General features: G+C 65.6%; 20 protein-coding genes and 2 tRNA genes. 11 read left to right on the top strand and 11 right to left on the bottom strand.

All coding sequences use genetic code 11. From position 1 onward, the window contains the following. The first annotated feature begins 160 nt into the window (after positions 1-160). Positions 161-1,171, top strand: coding sequence for a porphobilinogen synthase (gene hemB / locus ACXAJT_RS17985; RefSeq protein ID WP_475237420.1), 1,011 nt, complete (start codon positions 161-163; stop codon positions 1,169-1,171). Positions 1,172-1,312: 141 nt separating this feature from the next. After that, the gene (locus tag ACXAJT_RS17980) at positions 1,313-1,867 is read left to right on the top strand and encodes a lipid-binding SYLF domain-containing protein (RefSeq protein WP_475237419.1); all 555 of its coding nucleotides are present in this window, start codon (positions 1,313-1,315) and stop codon (positions 1,865-1,867) included. 176 nt (positions 1,868-2,043) lie between these two features. On the opposite strand, the gene ACXAJT_RS17975 is transcribed toward ACXAJT_RS17980, so the two are convergent. Continuing rightward, complete coding sequence (locus tag ACXAJT_RS17975; RefSeq protein ID WP_475237418.1) at positions 2,044-2,313, bottom strand: usg protein; 270 nt, start codon at positions 2,311-2,313, stop codon at positions 2,044-2,046. A 192-nt stretch (positions 2,314-2,505) separates the two neighbouring features. Between ACXAJT_RS17975 and gyrA the strand changes: the two genes are divergently transcribed. Both gyrA and ACXAJT_RS17965 read left to right on the top strand, forming a co-directional pair. Further along, positions 2,506-5,283, top strand: coding sequence for a DNA gyrase subunit A (gene gyrA, locus ACXAJT_RS17970; protein WP_475237417.1), 2,778 nt, complete (start codon positions 2,506-2,508; stop codon positions 5,281-5,283). A gap of 192 nt (positions 5,284-5,475) precedes the next feature. Further along, positions 5,476-6,168, top strand: coding sequence for a M48 family metalloprotease (locus ACXAJT_RS17965; protein WP_475237416.1), 693 nt, complete (start codon positions 5,476-5,478; stop codon positions 6,166-6,168). Between the two features lie 55 nt (positions 6,169-6,223). On the opposite strand, the gene ACXAJT_RS17960 is transcribed toward ACXAJT_RS17965, so the two are convergent. The 4 genes from ACXAJT_RS17960 to ACXAJT_RS17945 all read right to left on the bottom strand — a co-directional run bounded on the left by ACXAJT_RS17960 (position 6,224) and on the right by ACXAJT_RS17945 (position 8,753). Next, the gene (locus tag ACXAJT_RS17960; RefSeq protein ID WP_475237415.1) at positions 6,224-6,787 is read right to left on the bottom strand and encodes a DoxX family membrane protein; all 564 of its coding nucleotides are present in this window, start codon (positions 6,785-6,787) and stop codon (positions 6,224-6,226) included. Then, the gene (locus ACXAJT_RS17955; RefSeq protein ID WP_475237414.1) at positions 6,784-7,518 is read right to left on the bottom strand and encodes an HvfC/BufC family peptide modification chaperone; all 735 of its coding nucleotides are present in this window, start codon (positions 7,516-7,518) and stop codon (positions 6,784-6,786) included. Before ACXAJT_RS17955 ends, ACXAJT_RS17960 begins: the two co-directional genes overlap by 4 nt. After that, on the bottom strand, positions 7,515-8,372 hold the full coding sequence (gene bufB / locus ACXAJT_RS17950; RefSeq protein ID WP_475237413.1) for an MNIO family bufferin maturase: 858 nt from the start codon (positions 8,370-8,372) through the stop codon (positions 7,515-7,517). Before bufB ends, ACXAJT_RS17955 begins: the two co-directional genes overlap by 4 nt. A 75-nt stretch (positions 8,373-8,447) precedes the next feature. After that, the gene (locus ACXAJT_RS17945) at positions 8,448-8,753 is read right to left on the bottom strand and encodes a BufA1 family periplasmic bufferin-type metallophore (RefSeq protein ID WP_475237412.1); all 306 of its coding nucleotides are present in this window, start codon (positions 8,751-8,753) and stop codon (positions 8,448-8,450) included. A 190-nt stretch (positions 8,754-8,943) separates the two neighbouring features. On the opposite strand from ACXAJT_RS17945, the gene ACXAJT_RS17940 reads away from it, so the two are divergent. From ACXAJT_RS17940 to ACXAJT_RS17925, 4 genes are all read left to right on the top strand, one after another. Then, entirely contained in the window at positions 8,944-9,510 is a 567-nt protein-coding gene (locus ACXAJT_RS17940) for a sigma factor (protein WP_475237411.1), read from the top strand. Beyond that, positions 9,492-10,094: an NrsF family protein gene (locus ACXAJT_RS17935; protein WP_475237410.1), complete on the top strand. Its 603-nt coding sequence runs from the start codon at positions 9,492-9,494 to the stop codon at positions 10,092-10,094. The genes ACXAJT_RS17940 and ACXAJT_RS17935 overlap by 19 nt, the downstream gene beginning before the upstream one ends. 256 nt (positions 10,095-10,350) lie before the next feature. Next, positions 10,351-10,746, top strand: coding sequence for a hypothetical protein (locus ACXAJT_RS17930; RefSeq protein WP_475237409.1), 396 nt, complete (start codon positions 10,351-10,353; stop codon positions 10,744-10,746). A gap of 141 nt (positions 10,747-10,887) precedes the next feature. Next, positions 10,888-11,097 carry a hypothetical protein gene (locus ACXAJT_RS17925; RefSeq protein ID WP_475237407.1) on the top strand — a complete coding sequence of 70 codons (210 nt, stop codon included), beginning with the start codon at positions 10,888-10,890 and terminating at the stop codon, positions 11,095-11,097. A 226-nt stretch (positions 11,098-11,323) separates the two neighbouring features. On the opposite strand, the gene ACXAJT_RS17920 is transcribed toward ACXAJT_RS17925, so the two are convergent. Together ACXAJT_RS17920 and soxR are read right to left on the bottom strand one after the other, a co-directional pair. Continuing rightward, a tRNA-Val gene (locus ACXAJT_RS17920) sits at positions 11,324-11,399 on the bottom strand. A 34-nt stretch (positions 11,400-11,433) separates the two neighbouring features. Then, entirely contained in the window at positions 11,434-11,901 is a 468-nt protein-coding gene (gene soxR, locus ACXAJT_RS17915; protein WP_475237405.1) for a redox-sensitive transcriptional activator SoxR, read from the bottom strand. A gap of 92 nt (positions 11,902-11,993) precedes the next feature. Between soxR and ACXAJT_RS17910 the strand changes: the two genes are divergently transcribed. Continuing rightward, positions 11,994-12,209 (top strand): hypothetical protein, encoded by a 216-nt coding sequence (locus ACXAJT_RS17910; protein WP_475237403.1) that lies wholly within the window; start codon positions 11,994-11,996, stop codon positions 12,207-12,209. A 65-nt stretch (positions 12,210-12,274) separates the two neighbouring features. Here ACXAJT_RS17910 and ACXAJT_RS17905 read toward each other — a convergent pair. The 3 genes from ACXAJT_RS17905 to ACXAJT_RS17895 all read right to left on the bottom strand — a co-directional run bounded on the left by ACXAJT_RS17905 (position 12,275) and on the right by ACXAJT_RS17895 (position 16,438). After that, positions 12,275-12,349, bottom strand: a tRNA-Val gene (locus tag ACXAJT_RS17905). A gap of 325 nt (positions 12,350-12,674) precedes the next feature. Then, a complete protein-coding gene (gene lon, locus ACXAJT_RS17900) occupies positions 12,675-15,080 on the bottom strand; it encodes an endopeptidase La (RefSeq protein ID WP_475237402.1) in 2,406 nt (801 codons plus the stop codon). A gap of 266 nt (positions 15,081-15,346) precedes the next feature. After that, positions 15,347-16,438, bottom strand: coding sequence for an alkene reductase (locus ACXAJT_RS17895; protein ID WP_475237401.1), 1,092 nt, complete (start codon positions 16,436-16,438; stop codon positions 15,347-15,349). A gap of 271 nt (positions 16,439-16,709) precedes the next feature. Here ACXAJT_RS17895 and ACXAJT_RS17890 point away from each other — a divergent pair, with 271 nt between their 5' ends. Together ACXAJT_RS17890 and ACXAJT_RS17885 are read left to right on the top strand one after the other, a co-directional pair. After that, entirely contained in the window at positions 16,710-17,606 is an 897-nt protein-coding gene (locus tag ACXAJT_RS17890; RefSeq protein ID WP_475237399.1) for a hypothetical protein, read from the top strand. Beyond that, positions 17,599-17,778: a hypothetical protein gene (locus ACXAJT_RS17885; protein ID WP_475237397.1), complete on the top strand. Its 180-nt coding sequence runs from the start codon at positions 17,599-17,601 to the stop codon at positions 17,776-17,778. The genes ACXAJT_RS17890 and ACXAJT_RS17885 overlap by 8 nt, the downstream gene beginning before the upstream one ends. A gap of 6 nt (positions 17,779-17,784) precedes the next feature. Here ACXAJT_RS17885 and tgt read toward each other — a convergent pair whose 3' ends face one another. Beyond that, on the bottom strand, positions 17,785-18,912 hold the full coding sequence (tgt, locus tag ACXAJT_RS17880) for a tRNA guanosine(34) transglycosylase Tgt (RefSeq protein WP_475237395.1): 1,128 nt from the start codon (positions 18,910-18,912) through the stop codon (positions 17,785-17,787). Between the last annotated feature and the right edge of the window lie 161 nt (positions 18,913-19,073).

Below are 19,073 nucleotides of genomic sequence, written 5' to 3'. Positions count from 1 at the left end.
CCGCCGGCACCCTGCCCCACACTGTCGGCACCGCTTGCGCGCGCCGCGGTCCTAGGCCGCGGTCGAGGTGCGGGCGACGCCCCTGCGGCAGCCCTTGTGACAGGCGTCTTTCCATGCCACCCAAGGGAAACCTTGACAAGGGATACGAAGGACACGCCCGATGAAACCCGTGATTGCCGCCTTTCCTGCCACACGTCTGCGCCGGCTGCGCAAATCCCCCGCGATCCGCGCATTGACCCAGCAGACGCAGCTGACACCCGGCGATTTCATCTGGCCGGTGTTCGTGCGCGAGGGCGAAGGCATCGAAGAGCCGATCGCCTCGATGCCCGGGGTCAGCCGCCTGTCGATCGACAAGGTGGTCGAGGCGGCACGCGAGGCAAAGGCCCTCGGCATCCCGGCGATCTGCCTGTTTCCCTACACCGACGCCTCAAAGAAGACCGAGGATTGCGCCGAGGCTTGGAACCCCGAGAACCTGTCGAACCGCGCCACCCGGGCAATCAAGGACGCGGTGCCGGATATCGCGGTGATGACCGATGTGGCGCTCGATCCCTACAACATCACCGGCCACGACGGCTTTTTCGAGAATGGCGAGATCGTCAACGACCGCACTGTCGAGGCGCTGGTGAAACAAGCGATGAGCCAGGCCCGCGCCGGCGCCGACATCATCGGCCCGTCGGACATGATGGACGGGCGCATCGGCGCGATCCGCTCCGAACTGGAAAGCGCGGGCTTCCACAACGTGCTGCTGCTGACCTATGCGGCGAAATACGCCTCCGGCTTCTACGGACCGTTCCGCGATGCGGTGGGCGCCTCCGGGGCGCTCAAGGGCGCTTTGGGCGGCGACAAGCAGACCTACCAGATGCAGCCGGGCAATTCCGATGAGGCGATGCGACTGATCGAGCGCGACCTGCTCGAAGGCGCCGATATGATCATGGTCAAGCCGGGCATGCCCTATCTCGACATCTGCCGCCGCGCCAAGGACATGTTCGGCGCGCCGACCTTCGCCTATCAGGTGTCGGGGGAATACGCGATGCTGGCCGGGGCCTTCGACAGCGGCTGGCTCGACCGCGACAAGGTGATGCTCGAAAGCCTGATCGCCTTCAAACGCGCCGGCTGCGACGGCGTGCTGACCTATTTCGCCCCTGCCGCGGCGCGGTTGCTCAACGGGTAGCGGCCTGCCGCCGCGGCTGCGCTTGATCTAGTGACAGGCCCGCGCCGCGCGCTTATACTTGCGCCAGACAACCGGCGGGACAGCCGGAGAGTGAGGCTTTGGCCGGATCACCGGCCGTCAGATCAACGAGGAACGAGCAGCATGAACAACACTCGACGGGGACTCCTTATGGGGCTCGGCGCCACCGGCCTTCTGGCCGCCTGCGGCAATGGCGTGGGCAGCAGCGGCGCGGCCACCATCGACGCGCGGGTCGACGCGACCCTCAGCCAGATGTTCGCGCAATACCCGGGCACCCGGAACCTGCAGGCGAAATCGTCCGGCATGCTGGTGATGCCGCTGGTCACCGAAGCCGGGCTCGGCCTTGGCGGCGCATATGGCCGCGGCGCGCTGCGGGTCAACGGCGCGACGGTGGATTACTACTCGGTGGTCAAGGGAACCGGCGGGCTGCAAATCGGCGCCCAGCAATACGCCCATGTGCTGTTCTTCATGACCGAGGAATCGCTCTCCAACTTCCGGCGCTCGCCGGGCTGGGCCGCGGGCGCCAACATCGAATACGCCATCCCCGAGGGCGGCGAGACGCTGGCGGCGGAGACCACCACCTCGCTGGCGCCGATCATCGCGGTGATCTTCGGCAAGTCGGGCCTGCACCTTGGCGCGACGCTGGAAGGCGTGAAATACACCCGCATCATCCCCTGACCGGCTCTGGGGGCTCTGGGGGCTCTGGGGCCGAACCTCTGAGGGGGCGCTGCCCCCTCTTCGCTGCGCGGCTTCACCCCCGGCGTATTTGAGAAGAGAAGAAGGGCCCGTGCGCGATGCCGGGCCCTTCTTCTCTTTAAAAATACGCACGCTTCGACCGTGCCGCCTGTGCCGCGTCAGTGGTAATGAAACTCGCCCACCACCTGCCGCCACTCGCCGCCGGACAGCATCTTGCGATGGGTGAACCGCACCGAATGCAGCGGGCCCTCGATCTCTTCCTGCCAGAACTCGATGAACTTGAATAGCCGCGGATGATCCGGCGCCAGATCGTACTCCTGCCAGACAAATGTGTTCAGCACGTTGTTATAATCGGGCATCCGGTAGAACATCTCGGCGGTGGTCAGCCCATACCCCTTCAGCATCAGTTCCGTGGCGCTTTGCTCCATTCGCTTTACCTCGCATGACAACCATGTAACAAGCGTGCCGCGAGCTCTCTTAGTTTTCAACGAAAACAGTGTGTTAGCCATCAGCCAAGGTGGCTGCCAGAAATCGGAAGCCGGCGCCATTGCGCCCAACACCTAGCATCTGATATAACTCTCTGTAACAACATATAGAGAAATCACGGACGGGCGAGCAACGTGAACGACACGCCGGAAACCCCTGAAAACGAAGACGAATCCCCGCGGCCCGAGCGTCCTTCCTACGGCGGGCCGGCGATCTCGATCATCGACGAGATGAAGTCGAGCTATCTCGACTACGCCATGAGCGTTATCGTCAGCCGCGCGATCCCCGATCTGCGCGACGGCCTAAAACCTGTGCATCGACGCATCCTCTACACGCTGTGGGAGAACGGGCAGACCAAGTCGAAACCCTACCGCAAATGCGCCACCGCGGTCGGCGACGTGATGGGCCGCTACCACCCGCACGGCGACTCGGCGGTCTATGACGCGCTGGTGCGCATGGCGCAGGACTTTTCGATGTCGCTGCCGCTGATCGACGGTCAGGGCAACTTCGGCTCGATGGACGGCGATCCGCCCGCCGCCTACCGTTACACCGAGGCGCGTCTGGACAAGACCGCCGAGGCCCTGCTCGAAGACATCGAAAAGGACACGGTCGATTTCGTTCCCAACTACGCCAACGAGCGCAACGAGCCCATCGTGCTGCCCGCGCGCTATCCCAACGTGCTGGTCAACGGCGCCGAGGGCATCGCGGTCGGCATGGCGACGCGCATCCCGCCGCACAACCTCGGCGAGGTGATCGATGCGACGCTGGCGCTGATCGAGAACCCCGATCTCAGCTCCGAGCAGCTGATCGACTACATTCCCGCCCCCGACTTCCCCACCGGCGGCGTGATCCTCGGCCGCTCGGGCGCGCGCAAGGCCTACCTCGAGGGCCGCGGCTCGGTGATCATCCGCGCCAAGACACGCATCGAAGAACTGCGCCGCGACCGCTACGCCATCGTCATCGACGAGATTCCCTATCAGGTGAACAAGGCGACGATGATCGAGCGCATCGCCGAATGCGTGCGTGAGAAAAAGATCGAAGGCATCAGCCACGTTCAGGACGAGAGCGACCGCTCGGGCGTGCGCGTGGTGGTGGAGCTCAAGCGCGACGCCACCGCCGAGGTGGTGCTTAACCAGCTCTACCGCTTCACCCCGATGCAGGTCAGCTTCGGCTGCAACATGCTGGCGCTGAACGGCGGCAAGCCCGAGCAGCTGACCCTGCGCGCCTTCCTCACCGCCTTCCTCGACTTCCGCGAGGACGTCATCGCCCGGCGCACCGCCTACCTGCTGCGCAAGGCGCGCGAGCGCAGCCACGTGCTCTGCGGTCTGGCTGTCGCGGTGGCCAACGTCGACGAGGTGGTTGCGACGATCCGCGCCTCCGCAGATGCTGCCGAGGCCCGCGAGAAACTGATGACCCGGCGCTGGCCTGCTGACGAGATCGCGCCGTTCATCCGTCTGATCGACGATCCGACGCACAAGATGAACGACGACGGCACCTATAACCTCAGCGAAACTCAGGCCCGCGCGATCCTTGAATTGCGCCTGCAGCGCCTCACTCAGCTGGGCGTGAAAGAGGTCACCGACGAGCTCGAAGAACTGGCCGGCAAGATCAAGGAATACCTCGAGATTCTGGGCAGCCGCGAGCGCATCCTCGAGATCATCTCGAATGAGATGATCTCGGTGAGAGACCAGTTCGCCGTACCCCGCCGCACCGAGATCGCCGATTGGGCCGGCGACATGGACGACGAGGACCTGATCGAGCGCGAAGACATGGTCGTGACGGTCACCCAATCGGGCTATATCAAGCGCACCCCGCTGGCCGATTTCCGCGCCCAGAAGCGCGGCGGCAAGGGGCTGTCGGGCGGCGGCCTGAAAGAAGACGACGTGGTCACGCAGCTGTTCGTGGCCAATACCCACACGCAGCTTCTGTTCTTCACCACCGAGGGCATGGCCTACAAGCTCAAGTGCTGGCGCCTGCCGCAGGGCGGCCGCACGTCCAAGGGCAAGGCCATCGTCAACATCCTGCCGATCCCGCAGGGCGTGTCGGTGGCGGCGATCATGCCTGTGGACCGCCCCGAGGAAGACTGGGACGATCTGCAGATCGTCTTTGCCACCAACAAGGGCTCGGTGCGCCGCAACCGCCTGTCGGACTTCACCAACGTCAAATCGAACGGCAAGATCGCCATGAAGTTCGAGGATGGCGAGGACATGCGCCTGATCAACGCGCGCATCTGCTCGGAAGACGACGATGTGATGCTGGTCACCGATTCTGGCCGCGCCATCCGTTTCCCGGTGCCGGACGTGCGGGTGTTCAACTCTCGCAACTCCACCGGGGTGCGCGGCGTGAAGCTCAACAATGGCGACGAGGTCGTCTCGATGTCGGTGATCCGGCACTTCGAGGCCACTTCGGATGAGCGTGCGTCCTACCTCAAGATGCGCCGCGCCATGGCCGGTATCGCCGATGAGGCCGACGCGTCGGAAGACGAAGAGGGCAACGCCGACAGCCTGCTGTCGCCAGAGCGCTACGCCGAGATGTCGGCGGCCGAGAACCTGCTGCTGACGATCACTGCCAAGGGCCTCGGCAAGCTGAGCTCGAGCCACGACTACCCGGTGCGCGGACGCGGCGGGCTTGGCGTCACCGCGTGGGAGAAAACCATGCGCGGCGGCGAGATTGTGGCCTCCTTCCCGGTCGAGATGGACGATCAGATCATGCTCGCCACGTCCACCGGGCAGTCGATCCGGGTGCCGGTGGACGGTATCTCGTTCCGCTCGCGCAATGCCGGCGGCGTGAAGGTGTTCAACACCCGCGCCGGCGAGGTTGTGGTTTCGGTGGCGTGGATCGCCGATCAGGGCGACGCGGACGAAGTGGTTGGCGAGGCCGAAGGCGGATCGGACGGCGACACCGACGCCTGATCCGCGCGCGATCTTCAGAACGACTCGACGTCCCGACCGCATTGCCCGGCCGGGACGTTTTCTTTTGTGGATTTGCGTCTCGTTGAACGCCGCGCCCAAGCTTCATTGTTCTGCAAATACGCACCCCGGGCTCGCCGCGTGTGACGGTGATGAGGGCTTGGCGCGCCCTGCCCGCATCCCCATATTGAAGGCATGTTCAAACTCATGCCGATCCTTCTGGCCATCGCCTATGCCGTCGTCGCTTACCATTTCTCGGCGTGGCGCACCGCCCGCGAGCTTGACGGACGCTCCACCGAACTGGCCGATCCCAAGCTCAAGGCGCTGACCGATCGCATGGCGGCGGCGCTCGACCTGCCGCGCATCCGGGTGAACATCTACGAGATTGCCCCGGTCAACGGGCTGGCCGCGCCGGACGGGCGGATCTTCATCACCCGCGGCTTCTACGACCGCTACAAAGCTGGCGAGGTCAGCGCAGAGGAACTGGCTTCGGTGATCGCCCATGAAATGGGCCATGTGGCTCTGGGCCATTCGCGGCGCCGTATGATCGACTTTTCGGGCCAGAACGCGATCCGCACGGCGCTGGTGATGGTCTTTGCCCGCTTCATTCCCGGCCTCGGGCCGCTGATCGCCAACGCCCTCACCTCGCTCTTGGCGGCACGGCTATCGCGCGGTGACGAATATGAGGCCGATGCCTATGCCGCCGCGCTGCTGCACAAGGCGGGGATCGGGATCGGCCCGCAGAAGTCTCTGTTCAGCAAGCTCGAGCGGCTGAGCGGCGGTGGCGGGCGCGGCATGCCTGCGTGGCTGCTGTCGCACCCCAAGACCTCGGAGCGGGTCGCCGCGCTGGAGAAGCTCGAGGCCCGTTGGGCAGCTGTCGAAGGCTGATCCGCCGCGCTGCCCTCGCGCGCTCGTTGGGTACACCTCGCCAAGCAAAGCAGCCTCAGCCGCGCAACCAGCGTCGGCGCAGCCAGCGGTCAAGTGACAGAAAGCCACCGCCGGTCAGGGTCAGCATCACGAACAACAGCGCCCAAAGCAGGCGCTGATCGAGGATCGGCGCATCCGGGTGGCGGTCGAAGAGCGCGCCGATGGCTGCCGTGTCGACGCCGTGGCCGATGATATCGGTGAGGCTCATTACCACGACAAAGCCGAGCATCCCCAAGGCGGCGAGGCGTGTCGCCAGACCAAGGATCAGCAGCAGCGGCAGGATGAGTTCCGCTGCCGTGCCCGCAGCGACCACAATATGCGCCATCGGGCCAAGCTGGCTGGCGTCGTAATTCACCGCCTCCATTGCGCGCGGGAAGATCTGCGCATAGCCGTTGAGCGACAGGCCGAAGCCATCGATCTTGGTCAGCGCTGAAGACCAGAAGAACCCGGCCAGCGTCGCGGCGAAGACCGCTCGACCGGCGAGGCCGAGAAGCGCCGGAGTGATGGCGGTGAGCGCCGCTTCGCCGCGCAACACGCGCGTCTTGAGGTCCGGCGCGTCGGAGGTGAGCACATGGGTCATGATCCGAGGTCTCCATCTGCGGCGAAGGCACCGGCGGCGAAGAGCCCGGCGAAGATCGCGGCGTGATCGGCGTCCGCGGGCAGCGCGGAGCCAAGGGGAGCGCCTTGGGCGAGCGCCGCCAGCGTTGCGGCGGTGCCTGCGGGCGCGGCGTGGGTGTGCACCGCCAGATGCGGTCTGCTGACCAGCACCTCGGCGGCGTTGCTGTGCGCCAGATCGGCGCGGCCTGCGTTGCGGGCCCAGATCGCCAGAGCCGGGGGCCGCGTCGTCACCAAACGCAGGGCCGGATGCAGCCGCAGGCAAAGCCCGGCCAACGCCTCGGGCGGGAGAGCGGCAAGCGCGTCTGGCGGAAGCGGGCTGCAATCGGCCGCTTGGCTTGCCTCGCGACGGGCCTGCTCGATCCGCGCCACATCGGGCAGATAGGGCAGCTTTGCCAGCGGCGGGAAACCGGCGATCCATTCGGGAAAGGCGACACCATAGATGGCCATGACCGGGCTGCGCGGCGGGTGTTCTTCGGCAAAGGTCCGCGCCATGGCGCGGAAATACGTCTCGCCGACCAACCGCTCGACCACCGGAAAGGCGGCGCCAAGCGCCTCGGTCAGCGCCACCGCCACGTTGTTGCGGTAGACATCGAACCGGCGCGTGGCGCCCGCGCCCGAAGGGTCGCGCAGCGCTGCCGGGCGCGGGCGCTGCGCCGACAGCAGCGCGCCAGCGAAATCTCCCTGCCCGCTCATGCCGCGCGCCGCCGCGCCATGACACGCATGGCACGCGCGGCCTCCGCCTCGAGGGTCGGGAAATCGGGCACGTCGTTGTCCCATTCGATCAGCGTCGGACGCGGCCCAATGCGCGCGATGAGGTCGGCGTAGAGCGCCCAGACGGGATCGGCCACTGGTGCACCATGGGTGTCGATGAGCAGCGGTGCGCCCTGCCCGTCGTCCTCTTCGGCGTAGCCCGCCAGATGGACCTCGCCGACCTCCTCGACCGGGTAGTCGGCCAGATAGGCGGGTGCCGACGTGCCGAGGTTGCTGGCCGAGATGAAGACGTTGTTGATGTCCAGAAGCAGACCGCAGCCGGTCCGCCGCGCCACAGCGGCAAGAAAGTCGGTCTCGCTCATGGTGCTTTCGGCAAACACCGCATAGCTCGACGGGTTCTCCAGCAACATGCGCAGCCCAAGGTGCTGCTGCACCTCGTCCACATGCGCCGCGACCCGCGCCAGCGTGGCCTCGGTATAGGGCAGCGGCAGCAGATCGCTGAAATAGGTGCCCTCATGGGTGGACCACGCAAGATGCTCGGAAAACTGCGCCGGGTTCACACGGTCGATGAGCTGGCGTAGCCGCGCCAGATGAGCCGTGTCGAGCGGACCCTCGCCGCCGATCGAAAGCCCGACGCCATGCACCGAGATCGGAAAGCGCGCGCGCAGATCGTCGAGCATGGCAAGGCGCGGACCGCCGTCGACCATGTAATTCTCGGCGTGCACCTCCAGCCAGTTCACCGCGCCGGGCTCGGCCAGATCGTCGAAGTGTTGAGACTTGAACCCGATGCCAGCGGTGTCGGGCAGCGTCTGCCGGGTGTCTTGGATCGTCTGCATGGACTCCTCCCTTGATGCGGGACTGGGGCGCGCGGCGGCACCGATCGGACCGCCGCGCGCATCGCGTCAGAACGCTCAGCCCTGCGGCAGGTCGCGCTCGAGCGGCTCGAGCGAGCCCATGCGGTCGCTGCCGTCGGCCATGGCGGGCAGTTCGATCTCGGCGCAGGTGCCCGCGGGCACCAGCGTCCATGCGTTGCCCTGATAATCCACCGAAGAGGTGCCGGCGCAGGTGGTGCCCGGCCCGGCAGCGCAGCCGTTCTCGCCTGCCATGGCAACGCCGTAGCATTTCTCCTGATCCTGCGCGTGGGCGGCGCCGGTCATTTGCGCGAGACCGGCGGCGACGGCACCGGCGAGGGCGAGATGTTTGCTGTGAATGGTCATGTCAGTCTCTCCGAAATTGGCTCGCAGACATCAGCGTCTGCACCGGGGTCTTCGGCACAGCGGGGGGATTTGTTACGCGGCTCGCGCATCCGTGATAAATTCGAAATATTCCGCAGGCGCTGTAACGCGGCGCCCCACGCGCCCGTATGCGCAGACAGATGCCCGAGCAGCAGGACCGGACCGGACGCCGATGACAGCCCCCGCACGCGGACAGGACGAAGAGATCGAGATGCTGATGCGCGCCGCGCTCGGCGGCGACCGCAAGGCCTATGCCGGCTGCCTGTCGCGTCTGGTGCCGCGGATGCGCGCCATGGCCGGCCGCGACCTGCCCGCCCAGCACGCGCATTTGGCCGAGGACGTCGTGCAGGAAGCGCTGCTGTCGATCCACCTCAAGCGCGGCAGTTGGGACCCGGCCCGGCCGCTGATGCCTTGGGTGCGGGTGATCGTGAAGCACAAGGCGATCGACGTGCTGCGCAAGACCCCAAAGGCGCCGCATGAACCGGTCGAGGATCATCCCGGCCTCGACGCGCCCGCTGTGGACCCGCTGGCCGGGCTGCATCTGGAACAGGCGCTGGCCCGGCTGCCGGCGCGCGATGCGGCACTGGTGCGCGAGCACGCGGTGAACGGTGTTGACGCCGCCACGCTGTCAAAGGATTTCGACCTCAGCCCCGGCGCGCTGCGCGTGGCACTGCACCGGGCCCTGAGACGACTGGCCGACGCGGCCAGGAAGGAGGAAGAATGGAAACCGATGAGCTGATCGCCGCGCTCAGCGCCGACGACGTGCCGGCCAAACGCCCGCGCCTGCTGTGGCGCGTGGCTTTCGGTGTGGCGCTGTCCATCGTGCTGATGCTGGTGTTCTGGGGCATGCGCCCGGGCTGGCCGGACGTGCTTCTGATGCTGCCGCTGCTGGTCAAACAGGGGCTGACCGTGGTTCTGGCCGGCCTTGCGTGGATCGCGCTGCGCCGCGGCGACCCCGAGGCGCAGGTTCCGCTCTGGCCGCTGGCGCTTCTGGCCGGGGCGAGCGTTGCCGGGTGGCTGCTGGCGGCGCTGTCTGGAGGCGATGTTCTGGGCCAGAGCCTGTGGCAGTGCCTGCTGTCGATTCCCGCGCTGGCCCTGCCCATCGCCATCGCCCTGTTCCGCGGTTTGCGCCACCGTGTCGAGCCTCGCCCGGCGCGCACCGGCCTGCTTGCGGGCCTGCTCGCGGGCGGTGCCGCAGCGGCGGTCTACGCGGTGCATTGCGACGAGGACAGCGCCGCATTCTTCCTGCTCTGGTACGGACTTGCCATCTCCGTCTGCGGCGTTGCGGGACGGCTGGCAGGGCAACGCTGGCTGGGCGTCTGAACCCGGCTAAAGCTACGGTTTTCCAGCATTGACACACGCTACCATCTATCCCGCGTTCTGGTTTTATGTTAAGGGTTGATATGGGGCACCTTTGCCGCCACACCATCCCCTTTGTCCGGCCAAGGCTCTGCCGGGCGGGCCTCTCGCCTCTACCGCCCAACGTTGTCTCCCATGCCCCTGCACGGCCCGATATTTCCGGGCCGAGTTGTTTGAATTCCATTTTCAGAGACGAATTCAGACCCCGAAAGGAAAAGCCATGAAGTCCCTTCTAGCCATTTCCGCCCTGACCCTCGCGCTTGGCGCAGGCAGCCCGGTGCTCGCACAGGATTCGCTGATCGACCAGTTGTCCGAATACGTGCCCGACTCGGTGATCTCGCTGCTCGACAGCAGTGAGCTTCTCGACGCCTTCGCCATGACCCGAAACAGCCAGAGCGATCGCAGGGCCACCACACGTGTCGAGTACCTGGCCACAAGCGGCGCGGTGCCGCGCACCTACTCGCGTCACCAGCTCAACTCGGTCGGCCGCTATCTGACCGACGCCGAGATGCAACGGATGTCAGCGCAGCACTTTGGCGACGCGCTGGCAATCATCGCCTCGAGCAAACCGGAGGTTCAGAAAGCGAGCATGATCCAGTCGCTGGCCAACCGCTAAGTTTTCAGCAGACGGGTCGCCGGCCCGGCCTGCGGATCAGCACCCAGCCACCGAGGGCCGCTGCGCGCAGCGGCCCTTTCACGTGGCCCCTCTTGCATCACGCGTTCGCCTCGGGCTTCATACGCCCATGAGGATGCCGAAATGACCGACCCGAGCCCGAAGCCACTGGCTTCAATCAGGCCTGCTGTGTTCAGACTGGCCCTTGTCGGCAGCGCGCTGCTGACACTGTCCGCCTGCGCCACCCGCCAGCCTACCGAAGCCGAGGTGCTTTCGGTCGCCTGCAGCGCCGGCATCGCCGAGGCCTGCGGATACCTCGCACGGGGTGTCTCTGTCAGTGGCACACCGCTCTGACAGACCGCGTCAGGTAAGCCTCGCGTCGCGCGCGAAGAACTGTTTTTGATCATAGTGGAGGCGGTGTCGCTGCTCATTGTCCCCGAGCTCAGGCCCATCTTTGCGATCGCGCCGCAATATTGAAAACGTTGCAGCGAGATGCGCGATCACTTGGGCGGACACGCGGGGCGACGAGCGATACACGTCCCTCAGGAAACCGTTCTACATCGTGATTTTAGGGGAGGAATGGTGGGTGATGAGAGACTCGAACTCCCGACATCTTCGGTGTAAACGAAGCGCTCTACCAACTGAGCTAATCACCCGTGAACGCTCCTTTAGCCAAGCTTTGAGCGGCTTTCAAGCCTCATCCTGCGTTAAGTTGTCGATCCACCTGCGCGGCCCCGGGCCTTCGCGGCTGCGGCGGTCGGACGGATTGTAGAGCGGGCAACTTTCCAGCGACAGGCAGCCGCACCCGATGCAACCGTCCAACTCGTCCCGCAGCTGTTCGAGCCGCCGGATCCGCGCATCGAGTCTCTCGCGCCACCCTTCCGAGACCCTTTGCCATTCAGCCTTGCCCACCCGCCGATCACGCGGCAGCGCGGCGAGCATCTCGCGCACCTCCGCCAGCGGAATGCCCATCTGCTGTGCCACGCGGATCACGGCAACGCGGCGCAGTTCGCGGCGATCATAGCGACGGTGGTTGGCCTCGGTGCGCCAGCTTTCTATCAGCCCCTCGGCCTCGTAGAAATGCAACGTCGAGACGGCCACGCCGGCGCGCTTTGCCAGTTCTCCGACGCTCAGATCGCGGGCAATAGGTTTGGGCATGGCGGCACTCCGGACCGAAAAGGGCTTGACCTCAAGTGGACTTGAGGAAGCATTTTCACAGGCGATCCGCGACTCTGCAAGGAGAGAGAAGAGTGACCGCCCAGACCCGCGCCCTGCGCGCCCCGCAAAAGCGCCGCACATGGCGCCCCACACGTCTGTCGCTGCCGGATATCTGGCGCCGCTGGCGGGCACGCCGCCGCGCAGCGCATCGCGCCGCGGCGCTGATGGCGAACCCATATCTGGCCCGCGACGTGGCTTTGTCCGAGCCGAGTCAGGCGCCGTTGCCGCCGCAGCGCTACCGGTCCTGACGTGTTGATCGGAAAAAGAAAAAGGCGCGCCTCGGGGGAACCGGACAGCGCGCCTTTGGGAAAAATGGTGGGTGATAAGAGATTTGAACTCCTGACATCTTCGATGTGAACGAAGCGCTCTACCACTGAGCTAATCACCCGGTAGGCGGGCTTTTACTGATATGGCCGGGGGGGCGCAAGTGGGATCAGAGCAAAAAATTCACAAATTTTGCATCTACCGCGGCGGGAGGTCGGTCGGCTGTCCTGAGGGCAGCCAGTGGGGGCGCTGCCCCCGACCGCTGCGCGGTCTCCCCCGGGATATTTGCGTCTAGACGAAGCGGCAGCCGGCCTGAAGAACGGGCCTGAAACACGGGCCTGAAACGTCGGTTTGGGATGCCGGACCTAGACGTCCGCATCTGACCGGCGCCGAACCAAAAAGAGGCGGACCCGAAGGTCCGCCTCTGGCATTTTGCTGTGAAAGGTCGGTCAGTGCGCCGTGGCGCCCGTGCCCTTCTCGTCCTTCGCGCGCAGGGCGGCGGCGGCCTCTTCGGCCTCCTCGTCCCACTCGATGGCCTCGGGCTTGCCGATGAGCGCCATCTCAAGCACCTCCGAGACGTGCTTGACCGGGATGATCTCTAGGCCCGTCTTCACGTTGTCCGGCAACTCGGCGAGATCCTTCTCGTTCTCTTCGGGGATGAACACCGTCTTGATGCCCCCCCGCAGAGCCGCGAGCAGCTTCTCTTTGAGGCCGCCGATCGGCATGGCGTTGCCGCGCAGGCTGACCTCGCCGGTCATGGCGATGTCCTTGCGCACCGGCAGGCCGGTCAGCACCGAGACGATCGAGGTGACCATCGCGAGGCCGGCCGAGGGGCCGTCCTTTGGCGTGGCGCCATCGGGCACGTGGACGTGGATGTCCATCTTGTCGAACTTCGGCGGCTTCACCCCGATCTGCGGCGAAATCGAGCGCACGTAGCTCGACGCCGCCTCGATCGACTCCTTCATCACGTCGCCAAGCTTACCGGTGGTCTTCATCCGGCCCTTGCCCGGCAGGCGCAGCGCCTCGATCTGCAGCAGATCGCCGCCGACCGACGTATAGGCCAGACCGGTGACCACACCCACTTGGTTCTCGTCCTCGGCAAGCCCGTAGCGGTGCTTCTGCACGCCAAGGAAATCGTCGAGGTTCTCGCGCGTGACTTCCACGTGCTTGGTCTCGCCCTTGACGATCTTGGTCACCGCCTTCCGCGCGATCTTCGCCACTTCGCGTTCGAGGTTCCGGACACCGGCCTCGCGCGTGTAGTAGCGCAGGATGTCGGTGAGCGCCTCGTCGGTGATGGTGAACTCGGTCTTCTTCAGGCCATGCGCCTTGATCTGCTTGTCAAGCAGGTGACGCTTGGTGATCTCGAGTTTCTCGTCCTCGGTGTAGCCCGCAAGCGGGATGATCTCCATCCGGTCGAGCAGCGGGCCGGGCATGTTGTACGAGTTCGAAGTCGTCACGAACATGACGTTCGACAGGTCGTACTCCACCTCGAGGTAGTGATCGACGAAGGTGCCGTTCTGTTCGGGGTCGAGCACCTCGAGCATCGCCGATGCGGGATCGCCACGGAAGTCCTGCCCCATCTTGTCGATCTCGTCGAGCAGGATGAGCGGGTTGGTGGTCTTCGCCTTCTTCAGCGCCTGGATGATCTTGCCCGGCATCGAGCCGATGTAGGTCCGGCGGTGGCCGCGGATCTCCGATTCATCGCGCACGCCGCCCAGCGAAATGCGGATGAACTCGCGCCCGGTGGCCTTGGCCATCGACTTGCCCAGCGAGGTCTTACCCACGCCCGGCGGACCGACGAGGCAGAGAATCGGGCCCTTCAGCTTTTGGCTGCGCGCCTGCACCGCAAGGTACTCGACGATGCGTTCCTTGACCTTGTCGAGGCTGTAGTGGTCGTGATCGAGGATATCCTGAGCGCGGCCGAGATCCTTTTTCACGCGGCTCTTCACGCCCCACGGGATCGACAGCATCCAGTCGAGGTAGTTGCGCACCACAGTGGCCTCTGCGGACATCGGGCTCATGTTGCGCAGCTTCTTGAGCTCGGCCTCGGCCTTTTCCTTGGCCTCTTTCGAGAGCTTGGTGGCCTCGATCTTCTCGGCCAGTTCGTTGATCTCGTTCTGGCCGTCCTCGCCGTCGCCGAGTTCCTTCTGAATGGCCTTCATCTGCTCATTCAGGTAGTACTCGCGCTGGGTCTTCTCCATCTGCGACTTGACGCGGGTCTTGATCTTTTTCTCGACCTGCAACACCGACAGCTCGCCCTGCATCAGGCCATAGACCTTCTCCAGACGCTCGCTCACCGGCAGCGTTTCCAGAAGCTCCTGCTTTTGCTCCACCTCGATGCCGAGATGGCCCGCGACGAGGTCGGCCAGCTTGGCCGGGTCGGTGGTTTCCGAAACCGCCGAGAGCGCCTCTTCGGGGATGTTCTTTTTCACCTTGGCGTAGCGTTCGAACTCTTCGCCGACGGTGCGCACCAGCGCGGTGATCGCGGCGGTGTCGCCCGGCATCTCGGACAGATACTCGGCCTTGGCTTCGAAGAAGCGGTCGTTTTCGACATATTCGGTGATCTTGACGCGCGCCTGCCCCTCGACGAGCACCTTGACGGTACCGTCGGGCAGCTTGAGCAGCTGCAGCACGTTGGCCAGAACGCCAGCGCGGTAGATGCCGTCGGAGTCGGGATCATCGACGGCGGGGTCGATCTGGGCGGCAAGCAGGATCTGCTTGTCGTCCGCCATCACCTCTTCCAGCGCGTGCACCGATTTCTCGCGCCCCACGAAGAGCGGCACGATCATATGCGGAAACACAACAATGTCCCGCAGCGGCAGCACCGGATAGGATGTGTTGAGAGGCTGTTGCATACGCATTCCTTGCTAGTGGCAGGACGGTCTGGCCCCGGATATCGGCGACCCTTGCCGTCCCCTGTCGGAGTATTCAGGTGGGGCGCGGGCGTTAACTTTTCAAGCGCGCGAAACCCGTTCTCACCAATGTGACGCTCCGCTGCGCCGGGCGCAAGCCGCCAAATCGTCAATGAGGAGAGAATGCGGGGGCGCCGCGCGAAAACCTTGCAACAGCCTTAACGGCAGCACTGGATACCAACCGCGCGGCGCCCCCTGTCACCGCCCGATCAGGCGGCGTCTTCCAGCGTCGGGTAGTCGGTGTAGCCTTCCTCCCCGCCCGCATAGAATGTGTTTTGGTCGCCTTCGTTGAGCGGCGCGTTCTTCTCGAGCCGCTTGACCAGGTCGGGGTTCGAAATGAACGGACGACCGAAAGCCACCAAATCGGCCTTGCCGCTGGCCACGGCGTCGATGGCCATTTGGCGGTCATAGCCGTTGTTGCCCATCCACACGCCGTCATAAAGCGCGTGCAGCGCTTCGAGGCTTTCGCCCTCGGCCAACTCGCGCGGGCCGCCGGTGGCGCCTTCGACCACGTGCAGATAGGCCAGATCGTAGGCGTTGAGCTTCTTCACCACGTATTCGAACAGCGGCTGCGGGTCGTCGTCGTCGATGCCGTTGGCCGGCGAGAACGGCGACAGGCGCAGGCCGGTGCGGTCGGCGCCGACCTCCTCGGTCACCGCGTCCAGCACTTCGAACAGGAAGCGCGCACGGTTCTCGATCGAGCCGCCGTAGGCGTCGTCACGCTGATTGGCGCCGGTCTTGAGGAACTGGTCGATCAGGTAGCCATTGGCACCGTGCACCTCGACACCGTCGAAGCCCGCCTCCATGGCCAGACGTGCGGCGTTGCGGAAATCAGCGGCGATGCCGGCAAGCTCATCGGCCTCCAGCGCGCGCGGCGTCGAGGTCTCTGCCGGGCCGTCGAGCGTGAAGGTCTTGCCACCGGCGGCGATCGCCGAGGGCGCCACGGGCGCCTGCCCGCCGGGCTGGATCGACGTATGGCTGATGCGCCCGACGTGCCAAAGCTGAATGACGATCTTGCCGCCTTCGGCATGCACGGCGTCGGTCACCTTCTTCCACGCGGCCACCTGACCTTCGGAGTAGATGCCCGGGGTCTTGATGTAGCCCTTGCCCTGCTGCGAGATCTGCGACGCTTCGGTGATGATCAGCCCGGCGCCGGCGCGCTGGCGATAGTATTCCACATGCAGATCGCCGACTTCGTCGGTGTCGTTGTCGGCACGGCTGCGGGTGAGCGGGGCCATCACCACGCGGTTGGCCATGTCGATGGCACCGGCGGTGAACGGGGTAAAGAGCGCCTCGGTCATGAAGTCTCTCCCTTGCTTGGGTCAAACGTGTTGCCAGCCCGGCGGGCCAACATGCGAAGCCAGACATAAGCGCCCGCCGCGCCGCGGCAACCGCGCAAGGCGATGTGCGGAAATGCACGGAACGCATGGCTGGCGTTGGAGGTACGTGAGCCCGTCATGGTAGCCATGTCGCTCTTTCACTTCGCGGATCGCATACTTCGTGATACAATTTAAAGTAGATTTAGCTTGTTAATTTTCGCCAAAAATTGAGTTCAGCTATTTGTCATTCGCCATGCGCCATAGTCTTATTGCCCTGCTGTTTCTGCTGCTCTTTATCGTTCTACCGCCAGAGGTTTACACCCCGCTACAGGTTGCCTCCGAACCTCCCCCGCCCGCCGCCGCGAGCGGACGCTTGCGCCCCTCGCCCGCGTTTCCGCCGCTCCAGAGGGCTGCGGAGGCGCCCCTCAACGCGGCTCCTGACCCAGCCTCGCGCCACGGCAACCGGCGCGCCCTGCACCACGCCTCGGCGCGGCTGCTGGCTGGCCCAGGCGATCTGTCGCCGGATGATTTCGGCGCCTACGGGGTGCTCGCCTTCGCCCGCGCCCCGCATGTCCCGACAGACAGCGCCGATCCCGAAGCCGCGCGCGCGGCCATCATCTGCGAAGCCTTCGTCTCGGCGCTGGCGCATCGCGCGGAGCGCCCTTGGCAAGCCGCCCCGCCGTCTGCCCGCGTGGTTGTGACGGTCTGGCCGATGCAGACCTCCGCCGCTGCCGAACGCGCCAGCGCCGCCCCGCCCGAAGGGATTTGTCCGATCGCCCTGCAACGCTACCGGATGGAAACCGCCGACCTCGCGATCCGCGCGGCCACCGGCAACGGGCAGCTTGGTCCGGCGCGGCGCGGGCCCTTCCTGATGGCATGGCAACCCGGCGCGGGCTTCGCCGATCCCGGCCGCCCGATCCTCTTTGACGATCTGTCGGATGTGACTGACGCAGAGACCGCCCGTGCGCGCCTCGCGCAGTGGGATCGGGACATCGCCAGAGAGAGCCGCTACAGCCAAATGCTGGCAGAGCGTCTGGGCCTGCTGTCCTATCTGCGGCTGCAACTGCGCAAATGGGCCGATGACCAAGGGGCCGATGCGCTGCGAGCGGTCAAGGCCACCCTGCGCCTTGGGACGGGCGACGATGCCTGAACTGGCAAAGGCCGCCCTTCCCTACGTCTTTCTCGCGCTCATCGCCGCGGCGGTGACCTCATGGGCCAACCCCATCACCGCTGCGGGCTGTCAGGCGCTGTTCAGCGCGTGCTTCGCAGCGCTGAGCGCGCTGTGGCTGCTTGTCCGCGCCCTCGCCTCCAGACGGCGATAACCGCCCTCAGAGCGGTGGGATATCGCCTTCCGCGCGCTGCGCATGAAAGCGCTCTTCGAACGCGGCGAACGTCCCGCTGGCGATGGCATCGCGCAGGCCCTGCATCAGTTCCTGGTAATAGTGCAGGTTGTGCCACGTCAGCAGCATGCCAGAGATCATCTCGCCAGCGCGGTAAACGTGGTGCAGATAGGCGCGTGAATAGCTGCGGCAGGCCGGGCAGCTGCAATGCTCGTCGAGCGGGCGCGGATCGTCCTGATGACGGGCGTTCTTGATGTTGACCATGCCGCGCCGCGTCCACGCCTGCCCGGTGCGCCCCGAGCGCGAGGGCAGCACGCAGTCCATCATGTCGATGCCGCGCTTCACCGCGCCGACGATGTCGTCGGGCTTGCCGACGCCCATCAGGTAGCGCGGCTTGTCCTCGGGCAACTGGCCCGGCGCGAAGTCGAGCACCTTGAACATCGCCTCCTGCCCTTCCCCCACGGCAAGGCCGCCCACGGCGTAACCGTCGAAGCCGATGGAGGTCAGCGCCTCGGCACTCTCGCCGCGCAGGTCTTCTTCGAGCCCGCCCTGCTGGATACCGAAAAGCATGTGCCCCGGCCGGTCGCCGAAGGCCTCGCGCGAGCGCTGCGCCCACCGCATCGACAGGCGCATGCTCTGCTCGATCCGCTTGCGGTCGGCGGGCAGCGCCGGGCATTCATCAAAGCACATGACGATATCAGAGCCGAGCAACCGCTGGATCTCCATCGAGCTTTCCGGCGAGAGCATGTGCTTGGAGCCGTCGATATGGCTCTTGAAGGTCACCCCCTCCTCGGTGAGCTTGCGCAACCCGGCAAGGCTCATCACCTGAAACCCGCCGGAATCGGTGAGGATCGGGCGTTCCCAGTTCATGAACTTGTGCAGCCCGCCCAGCCGCGCCACCCGCTCGGCGCCGGGGCGCAGCATCAGGTGGTAGGTGTTGCCAAGCAGGATGTCGGCGCCGGTCTCGCGCACGCTCTCGGGCAGCATCGCCTTGACGGTGGCTGCGGTGCCGACGGGCATGAAGGCAGGGGTGCGGATGTCGCCGCGCGGGGTGGAGATCACGCCCGTACGCGCCGCCCCATCCCGCCCGGAAAGGGTAAAGGAGGTCTGGCTCATGCAGTTCCTCTGCCCCAAAGCGCGCGATTTGCCAAGCGATTTGCCACGCCGTCCGCCAAAGCACGTCAACTCGCCGCGGCCAGCGCCAAGCGCCCTCACCCCGCCTGTAATTGCCTAAAACCCAATATTTGAAGAGAGGGTTCAGCTTTTCCGCGCAGCCT

It is taken from the genome of Salipiger sp. ABF4_146, from assembly GCF_056161345.1.
This window is presented reverse-complemented; position numbering and strand designations above follow the sequence as displayed.